The organism is Limosilactobacillus caecicola (genome assembly GCF_943192935.1).
Taxonomy (GTDB): domain Bacteria; phylum Bacillota; class Bacilli; order Lactobacillales; family Lactobacillaceae; genus Limosilactobacillus; species Limosilactobacillus caecicola.
Map to the genome: position 1 here is coordinate 60021 of NZ_CALPCI010000005.1, position 14505 is coordinate 74525.

20 protein-coding genes and 1 other annotated feature are annotated in these 14505 nt (G+C 47.2%); of the genes, 2 read left to right on the plus strand and 18 right to left on the minus strand.

Features of this window, described 5'->3' with window-relative positions; all coding sequences use genetic code 11:
• Positions 1-52 precede the first annotated feature (52 nt).
• Positions 53-1006 (plus strand): membrane protein insertase YidC, encoded by a 954-nt coding sequence (yidC, locus tag NFR43_RS07450; RefSeq protein ID WP_251547974.1) that lies wholly within the window; start codon positions 53-55, stop codon positions 1004-1006.
• A 55-nt stretch (positions 1007-1061) separates the two neighbouring features.
• Complete coding sequence (locus tag NFR43_RS07455; protein WP_251547976.1) at positions 1062-1472, plus strand: peptide deformylase; 411 nt, start codon at positions 1062-1064, stop codon at positions 1470-1472.
• Between the two features lie 58 nt (positions 1473-1530).
• On the opposite strand, the gene NFR43_RS07460 is transcribed toward NFR43_RS07455, so the two are convergent.
• From NFR43_RS07460 to nrdR, 18 genes are all read right to left on the minus strand, one after another.
• The gene (locus tag NFR43_RS07460; protein WP_251547978.1) at positions 1531-3027 is read right to left on the minus strand and encodes a HAMP domain-containing sensor histidine kinase; all 1497 of its coding nucleotides are present in this window, start codon (positions 3025-3027) and stop codon (positions 1531-1533) included.
• Between the two features lie 15 nt (positions 3028-3042).
• Positions 3043-3729 (minus strand): response regulator transcription factor, encoded by a 687-nt coding sequence (locus tag NFR43_RS07465; protein WP_251547980.1) that lies wholly within the window; start codon positions 3727-3729, stop codon positions 3043-3045.
• A gap of 137 nt (positions 3730-3866) precedes the next feature.
• The gene (gene rpmF / locus NFR43_RS07470; RefSeq protein ID WP_178659582.1) at positions 3867-4046 is read right to left on the minus strand and encodes a 50S ribosomal protein L32; all 180 of its coding nucleotides are present in this window, start codon (positions 4044-4046) and stop codon (positions 3867-3869) included.
• A 54-nt stretch (positions 4047-4100) separates the two neighbouring features.
• The gene (locus tag NFR43_RS07475; protein WP_251547982.1) at positions 4101-4649 is read right to left on the minus strand and encodes a YceD family protein; all 549 of its coding nucleotides are present in this window, start codon (positions 4647-4649) and stop codon (positions 4101-4103) included.
• A gap of 64 nt (positions 4650-4713) precedes the next feature.
• Positions 4714-5859 (minus strand): nucleotidyltransferase, encoded by a 1146-nt coding sequence (locus NFR43_RS07480; RefSeq protein ID WP_251547984.1) that lies wholly within the window; start codon positions 5857-5859, stop codon positions 4714-4716.
• Position 5860: 1 nt separating this feature from the next.
• On the minus strand, positions 5861-6604 hold the full coding sequence (locus NFR43_RS07485) for a class I SAM-dependent DNA methyltransferase (protein WP_251547985.1): 744 nt from the start codon (positions 6602-6604) through the stop codon (positions 5861-5863).
• Positions 6605-6961, minus strand: a complete 357-nt coding sequence (gene rsfS, locus NFR43_RS07490; RefSeq protein WP_251547987.1) for a ribosome silencing factor — start codon at positions 6959-6961, stop codon at positions 6605-6607. It abuts the gene before it with no gap.
• The gene (gene yqeK, locus NFR43_RS07495; RefSeq protein ID WP_251547989.1) at positions 6961-7578 is read right to left on the minus strand and encodes a bis(5'-nucleosyl)-tetraphosphatase (symmetrical) YqeK; all 618 of its coding nucleotides are present in this window, start codon (positions 7576-7578) and stop codon (positions 6961-6963) included. The genes rsfS and yqeK overlap by 1 nt, the downstream gene beginning before the upstream one ends.
• Positions 7571-8200 (minus strand): nicotinate-nucleotide adenylyltransferase, encoded by a 630-nt coding sequence (locus NFR43_RS07500; RefSeq protein ID WP_251547991.1) that lies wholly within the window; start codon positions 8198-8200, stop codon positions 7571-7573. Before NFR43_RS07500 ends, yqeK begins: the two co-directional genes overlap by 8 nt.
• A 12-nt stretch (positions 8201-8212) precedes the next feature.
• Entirely contained in the window at positions 8213-8524 is a 312-nt protein-coding gene (gene yhbY, locus NFR43_RS07505) for a ribosome assembly RNA-binding protein YhbY (protein WP_251547993.1), read from the minus strand.
• A 12-nt stretch (positions 8525-8536) separates the two neighbouring features.
• The gene (gene yqeH / locus NFR43_RS07510) at positions 8537-9664 is read right to left on the minus strand and encodes a ribosome biogenesis GTPase YqeH (protein WP_251547995.1); all 1128 of its coding nucleotides are present in this window, start codon (positions 9662-9664) and stop codon (positions 8537-8539) included.
• Positions 9657-10187 (minus strand): YqeG family HAD IIIA-type phosphatase, encoded by a 531-nt coding sequence (locus NFR43_RS07515; RefSeq protein ID WP_251547997.1) that lies wholly within the window; start codon positions 10185-10187, stop codon positions 9657-9659. The genes yqeH and NFR43_RS07515 overlap by 8 nt, the downstream gene beginning before the upstream one ends.
• Positions 10188-10304: 117 nt before the next feature.
• Positions 10305-10658: a 50S ribosomal protein L20 gene (gene rplT / locus NFR43_RS07520; RefSeq protein WP_006916342.1), complete on the minus strand. Its 354-nt coding sequence runs from the start codon at positions 10656-10658 to the stop codon at positions 10305-10307.
• 56 nt (positions 10659-10714) lie between these two features.
• Complete coding sequence (gene rpmI, locus NFR43_RS07525) at positions 10715-10912, minus strand: 50S ribosomal protein L35 (protein WP_006916343.1); 198 nt, start codon at positions 10910-10912, stop codon at positions 10715-10717.
• Between the two features lie 20 nt (positions 10913-10932).
• Positions 10933-11445 (minus strand): translation initiation factor IF-3, encoded by a 513-nt coding sequence (gene infC / locus NFR43_RS07530; protein ID WP_251547999.1) that lies wholly within the window; start codon positions 11443-11445, stop codon positions 10933-10935.
• A 43-nt stretch (positions 11446-11488) separates the two neighbouring features.
• Positions 11489-11625 (minus strand) — a sequence feature (ribosomal protein L20 leader region).
• Positions 11626-11680: 55 nt separating this feature from the next.
• Complete coding sequence (dnaI, locus tag NFR43_RS07535; RefSeq protein ID WP_251548001.1) at positions 11681-12598, minus strand: primosomal protein DnaI; 918 nt, start codon at positions 12596-12598, stop codon at positions 11681-11683.
• 11 nt (positions 12599-12609) lie between these two features.
• Entirely contained in the window at positions 12610-13998 is a 1389-nt protein-coding gene (locus tag NFR43_RS07540) for a DnaD domain protein (protein ID WP_251548003.1), read from the minus strand.
• Entirely contained in the window at positions 13998-14468 is a 471-nt protein-coding gene (nrdR, locus tag NFR43_RS07545; RefSeq protein ID WP_251548005.1) for a transcriptional regulator NrdR, read from the minus strand. Before nrdR ends, NFR43_RS07540 begins: the two co-directional genes overlap by 1 nt.
• Positions 14469-14505 lie beyond the last annotated feature (37 nt).

Below are 14505 nucleotides of genomic sequence, written 5' to 3' on the forward strand. Positions count from 1 at the left end.
TTATTTAAGGTAAGATACCCTTTGTATAACTTAAAAAAAGGATGAAGGAATTTTGAAAAAATTAAAACGTTGGACCCTGGCGGGCGGATTAGCAAGTTTGCTCCTCCTGCTCTCCGGATGTGTCCGCACGACCAAAAGTGGTAAGCCATATGGAATGGTTTACGAATACCTAGCCAAGCCCATGCAACATCTGATGGAATGGCTCGCCGCCCACTTAGGTAACAACTATGGCTGGGCCATCATCGTCATCGTGATCATCGTCCGGATGATCCTCTTGCCATTAATGATGAACCAAATGAAGAAGACCACCTTAATGCAAGAAAAAATGTCGATGATCCAACCGCAGTTACGCGAAATTCAACGCCGCCAAAAGGAAGCTAAGACGCCGGAGGAACAAGCGGCAACAACTCAAGCCATGATGGCACTGTACCGTGACAACAACATCAGCATGACGGGCGGAATCGGTTGTTTACCACTGCTGATCCAGTTGCCAGTCTTTGCAGCCTTGTATGCAGCCATCCGGTATTCTCCAGACCTTTACCATGCCACCTTCATGGGGATTGCCTTAGGGAAGCCAAGTATCATCTTGGCCATTCTCTCCTTTGTCGCCTACCTCTTCCAAGGCTGGTTATCCATGATTGGGATGCCAAAGAACCAACAAAAGCAAATGCGGATGATGATGCTGATGAGTCCGGTCATGATCTTCTTCATTTCGATGACCTCTTCAGCCGGACTGGGTCTCTACTTCTTTATCGGTGGGCTGTTCGCGATCTTGCAAACTTGGCTGATTAACGCCTACCGGCCGCGCCTGAAAAAGCAGATTGCGAAAGAAGTTAAGCAACAACCCGTTAAAAAGCCGGTGATCGATGCACAACCGATTAACAAGTCCACTAGTGATAGTCACCAAAATGCGGTTGAACAACTGCAAAACAAGCAAGCGAAGAAGCCAGCCGCCAACCGCAACCAACGCCGGAACGCTGGTAAACAACATCACAAGAACAATTAATTAACTGAAGGCTTCTGCGCAACTCATTGTCAGAAGCCTTTTTTGGAGGAACCAAATGATTAAACCAATTAACCATGACGTGATCAGTTTGCAACAGGTCAGTCAACCTGCCCAGCAACCCGACGTCTCAATTGCCCGGGACCTGCTCGACACCCTCGCTGCCCACCGGCAGGAATGCGTTGGCATGGCTGCCAATATGATCGGCATTGCCAAGCGAATCATCGTCGTCAACATCGGGCCAACGAACATCGCCATGTTGAATCCAAAAATTATTGCCAAACAACAGCCCTACAAAACCAGTGAAGGTTGTCTGAGTCTCGAAGGAACCCGACCGACCAACCGTTTTCAAAAGATCACCGTGAAATTTTTCGACCTCCAGTGGCAAAAGCAAACCCTTCGTCTGGAAGGCTTTCCAGCCCAAATTGTCCAACATGAAATTGATCACTGTGATGGCATTTTGATTTAAAGAAAAATTACAAAACAAGCGGAGTTAGTTGCATTTCACAACTAACTCCGCTTTATTACTATTCATCATTAACTTCATTTTTCACAATCGGCAAGGTAATCCGGAAAATCGAGCCAGCACCAACTTGGCTTTCCAGGGTGATTGTTCCGTGATAACCCTTGATTAAACGTTCCGCAATCGATAAGCCAAGGCCATTACCACCCTTCTTGCGGCTGCGTGCCTTATCGACCCGGTAGAAGCGGTCAAACACCTTGGCTGCTTCCTCAGGAGCGATCCCCTCACCAAAGTCTTGCACCGCTATTTCAACCGAATTGAAATTCCGGGACAAGGAAAGGTGGATCTCCTTGCGATCCGTTGAATACTTAACCGCATTATCACACAGGATAATCAAAATTTGCTCCAGGTGATCCCGGTAAATATTAACGTCCACGTCCTGACGTAAGTCATTATCGAAACTAAATTTAAAATCTGGGTGAATCATCTTGAAGTTGTTGTAGACCTGCTCAACAACTTCTTCCACTTTTGTGGTAGCGTTTCTAAACTTAATTTCTACCTGCTCTGCCCGGGACAGGTCCAGCATTTCCTGAACAAGATTATTCATCCGACTGGTCTCATCCAAGGAGGCTTTAATCGAATTTTCGAGCACCTTCGGATCATCTTTGCCCCACCGTTCCAGCATTTCCATGTGGCCCTGAATAATGGCCACTGGCGTCCGCAATTCATGGGAAACATCCCCGACAAACTGGGATTGTTGATCAATGTAACGCTGGGTGCGGTCCAGCATTTCGTTCAGCAACGCACTAAGTTCACCGATTTCATCATTCCGCTTTAATTCTGGCGTCCGGACGTCCTTCGTTGGGTCCTTGGTTACTACTTCCAGGGTTTGGCGAATGTCGGTCAGCGGGCGCAATAGAAAGTAGGATAAGCCATAACCAAGCAATCCACTAAAGATCACTACTAAACATAATACCAAGCTCGTAATTAGCAGGAGCCGGTGATAGCGATGATAATAATTCGTCAATGGATTCTCAATTTGAAGGTAACCAATAATTTTTTTACTGCCCGCCATTCTGATTGGGGTTCGGCCGATAATCATCTTATGGTGAAGGCCCTTTTGCACTGTCAATTGCTCAGCGGAGACTTTTTGCAATTCTTTAATGACTTTCCCAGTTTGAAAGATCAAATGCCCCTGCTGGTTATACACCGCCACGTTCTGGTGGGAATTACTTAGTCCCTGTAACAGGGGACGGTGGTATAAATTTTGGCTGGTAACCTGTTGGTTATCTGCAGCCAATGCCTGACGTTGAAAAGTGGCATTCACAGAAGCGTTTGTCAAGCTGCCGTTTGCATTTTGGCCTAACTGATGGCTGATCGTCGTCAAGCTTTGATTTAATGCCGACCGTTCTTGATTCAACAAGTCATTGGTGAACGCCATAAAAATCGTGACCACCACGATCAGTCCGATAATTAACGAACCGAGCGCCGTCCCAAAGGCCCATTTTAATTTTAGAGAAACAAACTTCCGGGGCTTTGGTTTTGTCAATTGCTCTTTCATAGCCCAACGCCTCGATTACGAACGAATAACGTACCCGGTACCACGGACGGTTTGGATATAACTCTTTTCACCAGGACGGTCAATCTTGTTCCGAAGGTAACGAATGTAAACGTCAACCACGTTCGTTTCGACTTTAGCATCGTAGCCCCAAACCTTGCTCAATAATTCCTGACGGGACATGACCACGTTGATATTTTCCATCAAGATCAGTAATAATTCGTACTCCCGCTTGGTCAGGTTGATGACCTCATCATCGCGGCGGACGACTCGGTTTTCTTTTTCAATCGTCAAGTCCTTGTACTTAACCGTTGTTTGGTGATTGTTATTATTGCCATCTTCAATGCTGATCCGCCGCAACAGTGCCCGGACCCGTGCCAATAATTCTTCGATTGCAAATGGCTTGACGATGTAATCATCCGCCCCGTGGTCAAGGCCTGAGACCCGATCAATGACGGAGTCCCGCGCGGTCATGATAATAATTGGCGTATCCTTTTCTTCACGGACTCGCCGGGCAACTTCAATCCCGTTGAGTTCCGGTAACATCAGGTCGAGTAGAATTACGTCAAAGTCCTGGTTTAGGGCTGATTCCAGCCCAGCCCGGCCATCGAGTTCAACATCCGTTTCGTATCCTTCGTGCTTTAATTCCAAATCCACGAAATTTGCGAGATTTTCTTCATCTTCAATAATTAAAATTCGACTCATTTCTTCACCCTCAAATTTAAACTTTTTAAACCATAATTCAGTTTATCATAATTTTTTAATGAAAGTGCTAATTATGTCAATAAAAAAAGCTTTCCCAGGTCCGGCGCCTAAGGGAAAGCTTTTAATTTGAAGTAAGATTAGTTGTTCTTGGCAACAACTTCCTTACCATTGTAGTAACCACAGTTTGGACAAACCATGTGTGACTTACGAAGTTCACCACAGTTTGGACAAGGTGCTAAGCCCGGAACAGTCAACTTGATGTGTCCCCGACGGTTACGCTTACGAGTCTTTGATGTCTTTCGTGCTGGTACAGCCATGTTTGACACCTCCTTATAAAAATTTTATCCACTAGGTTTTTAACCGTTCGCTAATTATTTTTCATCCTGATCAGGAAATAAGTTTTTCAACTTAGCGAAACGTGGATCAACATGGTCAGAATCCTGATGATCGTCAGCGACTTCCTCGGTCACTGCCCAGCCCTTACCGGAAGGCAACTGGTCGTTGGCGGCTTCTTCAGGCGTTAATACCCGTGTCGGAATTTGTTCGTAAATATTTTCAATTAACGATTCATCAAAATCAATTGTTTGATGATCGCGAGGAAGAACAAAAACCACTTCGTCATCTTCATAACGGTCCAGGTGACTTTCATCAGCCGTGTATACCTCAGAAAAGTCAAAGGAGAGTGGTAACTTCACGGGTTGTAATGAACGAGTAGAAGGCACCGTGATTTCACCATCCACGTGGGCACTCACGGTTGCGTCTCCATCATGGTAGGTGACGTAACCATCTACTTTCATTGGTTGCGCGTCCAGAATATCATCTGGAAAACGTTTGGTAAGTGATGCTTTCAGATCAAAAGTACTGTCAAAGTGAAGTGGTTCGTCAGAATAACGATGTAATTCATTAAGTGACCATTTCATAGTACTAACCTCCTAATGCAACGTGCCCAATTATACGCTGTCGACTATTGATTGTCAACGACTTTTACTTGACAGTCATTCTGAGCGGGGCTCGTTTTAAATCTTGTTCAACGGGTGTGAAATTTTGGTACAATTTGCCTGCTCGATAATCTAAATCTAAGCGACCTTCATCCAACGTCTGGTCGACCTTCACAATTAACGGGTATTGCAACCGTTTCTTAACTGCATGCAGGTATTCCTGCCCCCGCTGTGTAAATCCTAGGACGTGGTGGTAAGGATGTTGCACACTCCACGCGACCTGGTCCCTCGTCGCCTGCAGAACAATGTACAAAAAAAGCCGGAGCAAATGGGCGTATGTATATCGTTTCGTCTTAGCACCTTTCATGAAACCTGCAAAGGTCAGGTTTTGTCCCGCAACCCGTTTCAAACGATTTTCCAGGCCCTCTGACATTTGGTAAATTTGGCTCAACCGACTCGTCGGTGCCTGGATCAATTCATTACGCAACAGGGGGTACAAAGCTTCCCAACTCGGTAGCTTTTCAAGTGCCCGTAACTGGTCCAAAGATGGCTGCGGAACGGCTTCAGTAACCTGTGACCATTCACGCTCACGAACTCCCTGGCGAATCGCACTGGCACTCGCAATGTGCCCACTAATTGTTTGGTCATGATAATTGCTGCCCTGCCGAGCAATCGGTCGCAAATTCAGCGAGTACCCATGGTGTAGTTTGGCCTTCGTATAGCTAAAGGCAAGAATATCGTTCGGATCAACTAATGATACCCCTACTTGTTCTTGCAATTGCTGATTAAACTGGGTCGCATAGGTTTGATCAAACTGGTGAAACTGATCACTCTGGAAGTGTTGCTCTAACCCCACCAAGTGCGCAAAGTCCCACTCTGGGTGCTCGGCGCCAAACACCACGTCCTGGACCTGCAAATCATTGAGGAGGCGCAGGGCCCCGCTAGCAAAGCGATCCGCGGGTTCAACCGCACTCACCAGCGGTAACTCAATCACCAGATCGACCCCGTTAGCTAACGCCGCTTGGGTTCGTTGCCACTTATCAAGGACCGTTGGCTCACCGCGTTGCGTAAAATTACCGCTCATCACGGCCACCACGACATCCGCCTTCGTCAACTGCCGCGCCTGCTGAAGGTGGTAGCGATGACCATTGTGAAAAGGATTATATTCAACAACTAAACCGACTGCCCGCATGTTATTCACCTACCCGACATTTGAAAAACCACCGCGTCGTGGTTGGCCCCGGTTGGCCCTGGCCGAAATCGCTCGTCACTTCAATCTGGGTAAATCCGCTTTCGTGCAATGCCTGCTTGAGAGTTTCCAACGGATAGGACCGCTCAAAGTGGGTTTCCGCAAGGCGCCGGTAATTACCGTCCGCCTGCCGGTCAAAAAACGATAGCTCATGAATGACCCCGTGTGGCACGTCATCATCCGCAAAACTGGACCAAACAAAAAAGCGCTGATTATCCGGTGACTGATAATTAAACATGAACCCCGGATACTTTTCGTCCGTTTGGTATGGCGTAATCACATCGAAGAGGAAGATTCCGTATGGTTTTAAATGTGCATGGACCTGGGTAAACGTCTGCTGAACTTCCGCCATATCAGCCAAGTAACATAACGAATCCGCAAAACAGGTCACAACATCAAACTGCCCCAGGCCATCAAGATCGAGCATATTGGCCTGCACTAATTCTAAGTCAACCTTCGCGGCCGCCGCATGCTGCGAAGCTAACACCAGCATTTCAGCAGATAAATCCACGTCTGTGACCTGGTAGCCTTTTTGGGCCAATAAAACACCTAAACGTCCGGCACCACCAGCTAGATCTAATAGCTGAGTACCGGGCGTTGTATTGGCCTGAACGTATTGCTGCCACTGCAAGTACAGTTGCTCATCAAACAGTTCATCATAATACTGAGCAAAGGAACCGTAAATCATTTAGTCATTTACCCATTGTTCGACGTTGACCAGTGGGGCATCTGCCCAGAGCTTTTCCAAGTTGTAGAAGTGCCGGGTTTCTTCACGGAAAACGTGGACAACAACGTCACCAAGGTCTACTAGGACCCATTGCGCCGCATTTTTACCTTCAACACTCCCAATTTCAATGTGTTCCTGGTGGGCCATTTCTACAATCGCGTTCACGATCGCTTGCACTTGCCGGTCAGAACCACCCGTCATAACCACGAAATAATCCGCCATTGGGCTAATTTCGTCAACTTTGAGAGCGACAATATCTTCGGCCCGCCGACCATCAGCCGCTTTAACAACCTTTTCTAATAATTCTTTACTATCCATTAATGATTCTCCTTTTGATACTTCGGTACCCATGCATTATACGTCACCAGTGTTTGCGGATAGACTGGCTGACCCTTGTGAATTAAATATTCCAACGTGTGTTGGGTTTGGTAAGCGACCCCCGCCCCTAAATCCTGGGCAGTAATTTGCCGGGCCGCTTCTACACCAGGAAAATCGCGTCCTGGTTCGATGTAGTCAGCCATGTACACAATCTGGGCCAATTTCGTCATGTAGTTACTCCCGACGGTGTGTTGGCGAATTGCATTCAAGATGTCTTCGTCACCCACACCGAGTTCGTCCTTGATCATTTCCGCTCCCACGACACCGTGCCAAATAGCATTGCCGTAATTCAGGAGGTCAGGATCCATTTGTTTGGCATGAATCACGTCAATGAAGTCCTGGTCAGGGCGTTGCTTGGCGTAGTCATGACATAAACCAGCAATACTAGCCTTTTCAACATCAACACCGTTCTGTTCAGCCAACTGAATGGCTGTTTGTTCAACCCGACAAACGTGAGCAAAACGCTTTGGGGACAATGCCTCACGTAGTCGGGCCACTAATTCTTCCCGTGTCAACGGTAATAAATGCTCTTGATATTCCAATTCATGCTTAGTCAATGTACAACTGATGCTCCTTAATGTAATCTTCAACCGCTGTGGGAACCATATACTTAATCGACCGGCCGTCATGGATCCGCTGGCGAATGTCACTAGACGAAAAATCAACTTCTGGAACGTCAACCCAGATCACCGAAAAATCACTAACGTTGTGCGCTCCCGGGCGCCGCACCCCCACGAAATTCACGATTTTCAATAAGTCATGGATGCGATGCCATTTTGGTAAGTAATCGACCATGTCACCGCCAATAATAAAGTAATAGTCTACATCAGGGTGACGGTGCTTCAATTCCCGAATGGTATCGTAGGTGTAGCTCACTCCACCACGTTCGACCTCCGCTAATTCTAATCCCAAAAAGGGATTATCCTGAATGGCTAACCGGAGCATGTCAACCCGGTAATCAGCCGCAATCGCGGTCTTTTTATCCACATGGGGTGGAATCATGTCGGGCATGAGCAGAACTCGGTCCAAGCACAAGATCTTGCCCACCTGATCTGCCACTAACAAGTGGGCGTTGTGGACAGGGTTAAAAGTGCCTCCATAAAGGCCAACCCGCTTTCGTCGGTGGAGATTAACCGCTTGATATTGAACTTTTGGTGTTGCTTGAATGGACGCTTGCACGCTGACCGCTCCCTAAATCTTTTTCACCCGTGCCGAGACGTTACGGAATTCTGGTTGGTCCGATTCCTTAAAGAGGACCAGCACGTGACCAATGGTTTGAACCACGTCAATGTCACTGTGGACTTCTATGTAGTCCTTAACTTCACTGGTCGTTTCCACTGCGTTTTGCAAAATGTTGATTTTAATTAATTCCCGCCGGTTTAACGCCCCGTCTAATTGAGCTAACCATTCAGGAGTCAACCCATTTTTGCCGATACTAAAAATGGGTTGGAAATGGGTTGCTTGCGCCCGTAAATACCGTTTTTGTTTACCACGTAATTTCATTCATTTTCTCCTCTAAATCATTGCGCGTCGGGTCAGGACCCGGACACCCTTTGGTGCCCAGCCAGCAATGGCGACGCCTTTCGGGACGGTGATCCATCCCAAGCCTTCAAACACTAAATCCGTCTTTTCAGTAGTGGAAAATTCAAACCGTTCTAATGGTGGAATCTGGTCCTTTGTCTCCGCAGTCGGTGGTGTTAACAGGTCACCAAGGTGCTTTTCATAAAAGGCATCCGCATTACTGAGCTTCGTCCGGTGAAGGTTTAGATTATTGTCAAAGTAAGCCACGACCCCAATCTTCGGGCCCTTAAGATAATCAAACCGGCCAATTCCCCCCAAAAAGATCGTTTGGCCATCACTTAATTGATACGTCCGCGGTTTAATCTCTTTTTGTGGTGATACTAATTTCAAAGCTTCCGGCGGTAAGACATGGGCCATTTGGTGTTGGTGAATAATCCCAGGAGTATCGATCAGTTCGTGACCGTCGTCCAGCGGAATCTCGATCTTGTCGAGAGTGGTTCCGGGAAAACGGGACGTCGTGATCAAGTCCTTGACTCCCGTCCGTTGCTTAATGATTTGGTTAATCAACGTCGACTTACCAACGTTCGTAACGCCCACAACGTAGACGTCGCGGTGTTGGCGATACTTTTCAATCGTGTCCAGGAGGTCTTCAATTTGATGATTTTTCTTCGCAGAGACCAGTAAGGTACCAATTGGCCGAATTCCAGCGAGGTTCGCTTGCTGCCGAATCCAGTCCCGGAGCCGTGACCGTCGCAGTGAACGCGGTAAGAGGTCTTCTTTATTACCAACCAACAAGACTGGGTTGTCACCTACAAAGCGGTGCAGGCCCGGAATCAGGCTCCCGTTAAAGTCAAAGATGTCCACAACGTACACGATCAACGCGTTGGCTTCACGAATATGGTTCAACAATTGTAAAAAGTCATCGTCGGTTAATGACACCGGCGCAATCTCGTTGTAGTGCCGCAAACGGAAACACCGTTGACAATAGAGTTCGTTATTCTCGAGGCCCTTTTTCACCGCCGCCCGTGGCGTATAACCTGGGGCTGCTGGATCCGTAGATTGGATTACCGCCCCACAGCCAATACACCGTAGTTCATCATTATTTGCAGTTTGTTCAGTCATTCAAATCCTCCTGCCACGTCATTTCTGGATACTTTTTCTCGAGGTCCTTCATCACAAACTTTTCAAAGAAGCGGTTAATTTGGGTATCCCACTTGTCGCTATTAATTAATGGTTTCACTAGAATGGACCGGACACCAGCCGTGTTAGCAGCTAACATATCGGTCATTAATTGGTCACCAACCATCACGACTTCATCCTTGGTGAGGCCCAACCGACGCCGCGCAGTTGTAATTCCGAAGCTTAGCGGCTTCAATGACCGCGAAACAAATGGCAGATTCAAATGTTCAACGGCCTTCGCCACCCGTTTGGCACTATTATTGGACACCACAATTAATGGAATTCCGGCAGCCTGCAATTCGGCCATCCATTCCCGCAACTCAGGAGTCCCATTCGGGTTATTCCAAGCAATCAAGGTATTATCCAGGTCAGACAGGACCGCCTTAATACCGTGTGCTTGCAGCTGTTTGGGCGAAATATTGTATACTGTGTCAACCATCCAGGTTGGTTTGAATCTTGCTATCAATGTTTTACCTCATAGTTAGTTAATTAATCTAATTATAACGATTGCACTTGAGTGGTTCAATTAGAAGGATAAAAAAAGATTAGGGTGCGCAGCGCCCCCTAATCTTTTTTAATTAATTTAGTTTAAAGCTTTCTTGGCTTCGTCAACGACCGCCTTGAAACCTTCAGGGTCGTTAACAGCTAAGTCAGCTAACATCTTCCGGTTGATGTCAATGTTAGCAAGCTTTAAGCCGTGCATTAACTTGCTGTAGCTAATGTCGTTCATGCGGGCACCAGCGTTGATCCGTGCAATCCATAATTCACGGAACTTACGCTTGTTAACCTTCCGGTCACGGAAAGCGTAAGTGTAACTCTTCATCACTTGGTCCTTAGCAGTCTTGAACAGACGGTGCTTTGAACCAGTGTAACCCTTTGCCAACTTCATGATGCGCTTCCGACGAGCGCGTGTAACTGTTCCACCTTTAACTCGCATAGTGGTAACCTCCTAGATTAATTTTTAGATTGTGTATTGAATATGCAGCCCAACAATTACTTTGAAGGAAGCATCTTCTTGAAACGCTTAACGTTCGTCTTGTCTAACATGCTCAAACCACGTAATTGACGACGTTGCTTCTTGGTCTTACCGTGAAAACGGTGACTAGTAAATGAGTTACCACTCTTGAAACCGCCTTTAGCAGTCCGCTTGAAACGCTTTGCAGCAGCGCGATTAGTCTTCATCTTTGGCATAACTATTTCCTACCTTCTCTTTATTTTTTTGCCTTATCTGTAATTGGGGCAAGCGTTAAAAACATGCTCCGTCCTTCCATCTTTGGTCGTTGAACAACGGTGGCAATGTCTTTCGTCTCATCTGCCATCTTTTCAATCATGTCACGACCGATATCCTTATGCGTGATCGCCCGACCACGGAAACGCAAGGAAACTCGAACCTTGTCACCCTTGCTGATGAACTTCCGCACCCGATTTAACTTCACATTGAAGTCGTTAGTATCAATGGTGGGGCTCAACCGGATTTCCTTAACAGCTTGGGTCTTTTGGTTCTTCCGGGCTTCACGTTCCTTCTTTTGCATCTCAAAACGATACTTTCCGTAATCCATAATCCGCGCAACTGCTGGACGGGCCTTTGGTGCAACAAGCACTAAGTCCAATTCAGCATCTTCAGCCATTTGTAAGGCTTCACGCTTGGATTTGATTCCCAGTTGATTACCGTTTTGGTCAATCAACCGGACTTCCCGGGCACGGATACCGTTATTGACATTCATTCCTTGAGCTATGGCAATACACCTCCAATTTTGATAACGAAAGAACAAGCAAAAAAAGCGGGACGCCATAGCATCCCGCTTGAAAACTACTATCCCACGTCAATGAAATAGTCTCATTCAACTCGTCAGCCCGGCAACTCTAGTCACCAAGGCGAGAAGCGGGTGCTTCTGCTTTTCTTTCAACAAATAATAGACTAACTAATTTATCCCCCAATGTCAAGGGCTAAATTCTGATTTATCCCTTTTGTCGGAGGTTCGGTCCAATAATCTGGACTTCTCGCGAAAGGAAACGAATCCGTTCCATAATTCGTTGTGCTTTGATGGGTTCGACATTGCCAACGTTGTCTTGTGCCAGATGGTCCGTCAACTCATCCATGGAGAAGTTGGAACTAAAGAAAGTTGGCAGTTCTGCTTGCATCCGGTATTCCAAAATGACTCCGAGAACTTCATCACGTAACCACGGCGATAATGCGTCCGCGCCAATATCATCTAACATTAAAATTGGGGCCGTCTTCACAGCATCCCGCTCTTGATCAGTCGTCCCGCGGGAAATGGAACCCTTCATGTTGACAGCAAAGGTCGGAAAGTGGACCAGCATACTATTAATGCCGTTTTCAGCCAATTCGTTCGCCAGGGCCCCTAACAGGTAGGTCTTACCGACCCCAAAACTACCAGAGAGATAAAGACCGGGAATAAATTCATTCTGGTCCTGGGTATACTGATTAACAAACTTAACCGCCGCATTCAAGGCTGCCGTTCGGCCTTGCTCACCAGTGCTGAAATTATCTAACGAGGCATTTTCGATAAACTTTGGCATGTAGCGCTTGGTAACTCGTTGCCGCTTTGCCTGCAGTGCCTGTTGTTCTCGTAACTGAGCCGTTGGAACATAGGTCACGTCAATTTGTTTGGCAGAGATCACCAACCGGGGTGTGTAACCCGGTGCCACACTTGGCGCCCCATTTTCAATCAGGTGCTTTTCATGAACGTATTCATAAAGTTTCGAACGGCCCCGCCGAATATCATCATCGCTTAACTGGTCCTGGTGGTCAGCCAAAAACTTTTGAACATCCGGATCCGCAAAGACTTCGGCAAAGATTTTTGCGGTATTGCCATTGTCATCCGGTCGTTGGAGAAGTTGTTTGATTGTTTCCATTACTGATCACCTCATTTCTTTTGCTGGCGTTTTTGGCGGTTGCGGTGCAACTCCGCCAATAATTTCTTGGATTCGGCTAGTTGTTCAGCAGTCGCGGCCTGGGCCTTTGGCTGATAGCCTTGTTTGGCCCATTCAGGTACCCGTTCCTTAACGGTCCCCTTCCGACCACCACGTCGATAGCTCCGTTGCTGACTACTCTGGTTTCGTTTGACCAGGTGGCGCTGAATTTCCCGATAGGCGTCCACTGCCGTTTGAACGCCGGCACGACTCCAATTGTTTGCGATCGCATCGGCAAGGTTGGCCTTGACCGTTGCAAGGCCTTGGTCACCAATAATATACCATAACAAGAGGTTGATCGCACCATTGGAAAGCTGACTTTGTTGAACCAGGCGCTCAACCGTGACCCGTTCGCCGGAGCTAACGTAGCCATTGGTTTGTCGCTTAAGCTGGGTCAGGAACGCCATCGGGGCCGTTTGCTCACAGATCTTAATCAAAGACTGCACTTCTGACGGTAGGCCGGCCAAGTCCATGTCCGTCACTTGTTTTGTGGCGTCCGGTTGAGAAGCTGTCGTCGTTGTTGGTTGCGATTGTGCATTCGCATTTCGTGCCAAAATCTTAAATTGATCAGCATCAAATTCATTCTTGACCACGTCATAGGCCCGCACCAGTAAACGTGCCATTTCGAGTTCATCATAACCATATGTCTGGTGTTCCACCAGAATGAGCTGTCGGTAGTCATTCACAATTTGCGGATCGATACCCTCGCTAGTTAACTGTTGGCCAACAAAGTGTAGATCAAAATTCTGGTCAGCAACTTGACTTTTCGGAACCCGGTAAGCCGTCAGCTTCGAAATCTGATCGCGGGTCGTGGCAACCGCTGGATCATCCTTGGTAATCGACTGGTCTGGGTGAAAAGTCGCAAAAAAGTCAGCGCTGACGTTTTCTAAGTGGTCAACGTTGAGCGAATTGGCAACTGCTTCCTCACCCAGCCGTTTAAACATTTCAGGCCCGACCATTTGCAAGAGTTGCACGCTCAGCAAATCATCTTTCATAAACTGAGCCGGAGTCAGCGTCGGCTGGAGTTCAAAAACCAGCACCACACCAAGCTCATCATGCCGCCGATAGGTCTTAATTAAGCCAACTGCTTCGAGCTGTTGTAGAGTTGTTGCGACCGCTGGCAAACCACTGTTGACGGTCGTTAGCAGTTGCGACAATGGGGTTCGCTCAGAAATCAGTGGGTGGGGGTGCAAGAATCCTTTTAAAGCAGAAAAAAGCCCCAGGGAATTGGGACTTAACAGCGGCTGATAATACTTCACAAACGTAGTGGCGTCGTAATTAGCAAAGTCCAACGACGCGCTAACCACGAACCCGGTTTGTGGATTTAAATCATACTTTGGCATTACTGATCACTTCGCTTACTATTACCAATCATTGATTGGAGTTCACTCATAAAGGCATCGACATCCTTAAATTGCCGGTAGACACTCGCAAAGCGAATGTAAGAAATTTCATCGACATCCTTTAATTCGTTCATGACGTACTTACCAATTAACTGGCTCGAAACTTCCGTCTCACCTAACCGGCGCACTTGGCTTTCGACCTTATCCGCGATTTTGGTCAATTGTTCCATGCTAACCGGGCGTTTTTCGGCAGACCGAATCAGCCCGTTGAGAATCTTTTGTCGATTGAATTCTTGCCGGGCACCGTCCTTTTTTACGACCAAGAGTGGCGTCTCTTCGTAGCGTTCAAAGGTGGTGAAGCGGAACCCACAGTGAGCACATTCCCGCCGGCGTCGAATACAAGTACCGTCTTCACTTGGTCGGCTATCGACCACCCGTGAGCCATTTTTATGACAGTGCGGACAAATCACGTTTCTGCTCCTCCTCATTGTTATCAAACATTTAATA

Excerpts from the sequence above, each read along its gene's own strand:
- NFR43_RS07465 (WP_251547980.1), bottom strand. The coding sequence starts at position 3,729 with ATGAGTCGAATTTTAATTATTGAAGATGAAGAAAATCTCGCAAATTTC.
- NFR43_RS07540 (WP_251548003.1), bottom strand. The coding sequence starts at position 13,998 with ATGCCAAAGTATGATTTAAATCCACAAACCGGGTTCGTGGTTAGCGCG.
- yhbY (WP_251547993.1), bottom strand. The coding sequence starts at position 8,524 with ATGAAATTACGTGGTAAACAAAAACGGTATTTACGGGCGCAAGCAACC.
- NFR43_RS07455 (WP_251547976.1), top strand. The coding sequence starts at position 1,062 with ATGATTAAACCAATTAACCATGACGTGATCAGTTTGCAACAGGTCAGT.
- NFR43_RS07485 (WP_251547985.1), bottom strand. The coding sequence starts at position 6,604 with ATGATTTACGGTTCCTTTGCTCAGTATTATGATGAACTGTTTGATGAG.
- NFR43_RS07480 (WP_251547984.1), bottom strand. The coding sequence starts at position 5,859 with ATGCGGGCAGTCGGTTTAGTTGTTGAATATAATCCTTTTCACAATGGT.
- rpmI (WP_006916343.1), bottom strand. The coding sequence starts at position 10,912 with ATGCCAAAGATGAAGACTAATCGCGCTGCTGCAAAGCGTTTCAAGCGG.
- dnaI (WP_251548001.1), bottom strand. The coding sequence starts at position 12,598 with ATGGAAACAATCAAACAACTTCTCCAACGACCGGATGACAATGGCAAT.
- NFR43_RS07475 (WP_251547982.1), bottom strand. The coding sequence starts at position 4,649 with ATGAAATGGTCACTTAATGAATTACATCGTTATTCTGACGAACCACTT.
- infC (WP_251547999.1), bottom strand. The coding sequence starts at position 11,445 with ATGAATGTCAATAACGGTATCCGTGCCCGGGAAGTCCGGTTGATTGAC.
- NFR43_RS07460 (WP_251547978.1), bottom strand. The coding sequence starts at position 3,027 with ATGAAAGAGCAATTGACAAAACCAAAGCCCCGGAAGTTTGTTTCTCTA.
- rsfS (WP_251547987.1), bottom strand. The coding sequence starts at position 6,961 with ATGGATAGTAAAGAATTATTAGAAAAGGTTGTTAAAGCGGCTGATGGT.
- rplT (WP_006916342.1), bottom strand. The coding sequence starts at position 10,658 with ATGCGAGTTAAAGGTGGAACAGTTACACGCGCTCGTCGGAAGCGCATC.
- rpmF (WP_178659582.1), bottom strand. The coding sequence starts at position 4,046 with ATGGCTGTACCAGCACGAAAGACATCAAAGACTCGTAAGCGTAACCGT.
- yqeH (WP_251547995.1), bottom strand. The coding sequence starts at position 9,664 with ATGACTGAACAAACTGCAAATAATGATGAACTACGGTGTATTGGCTGT.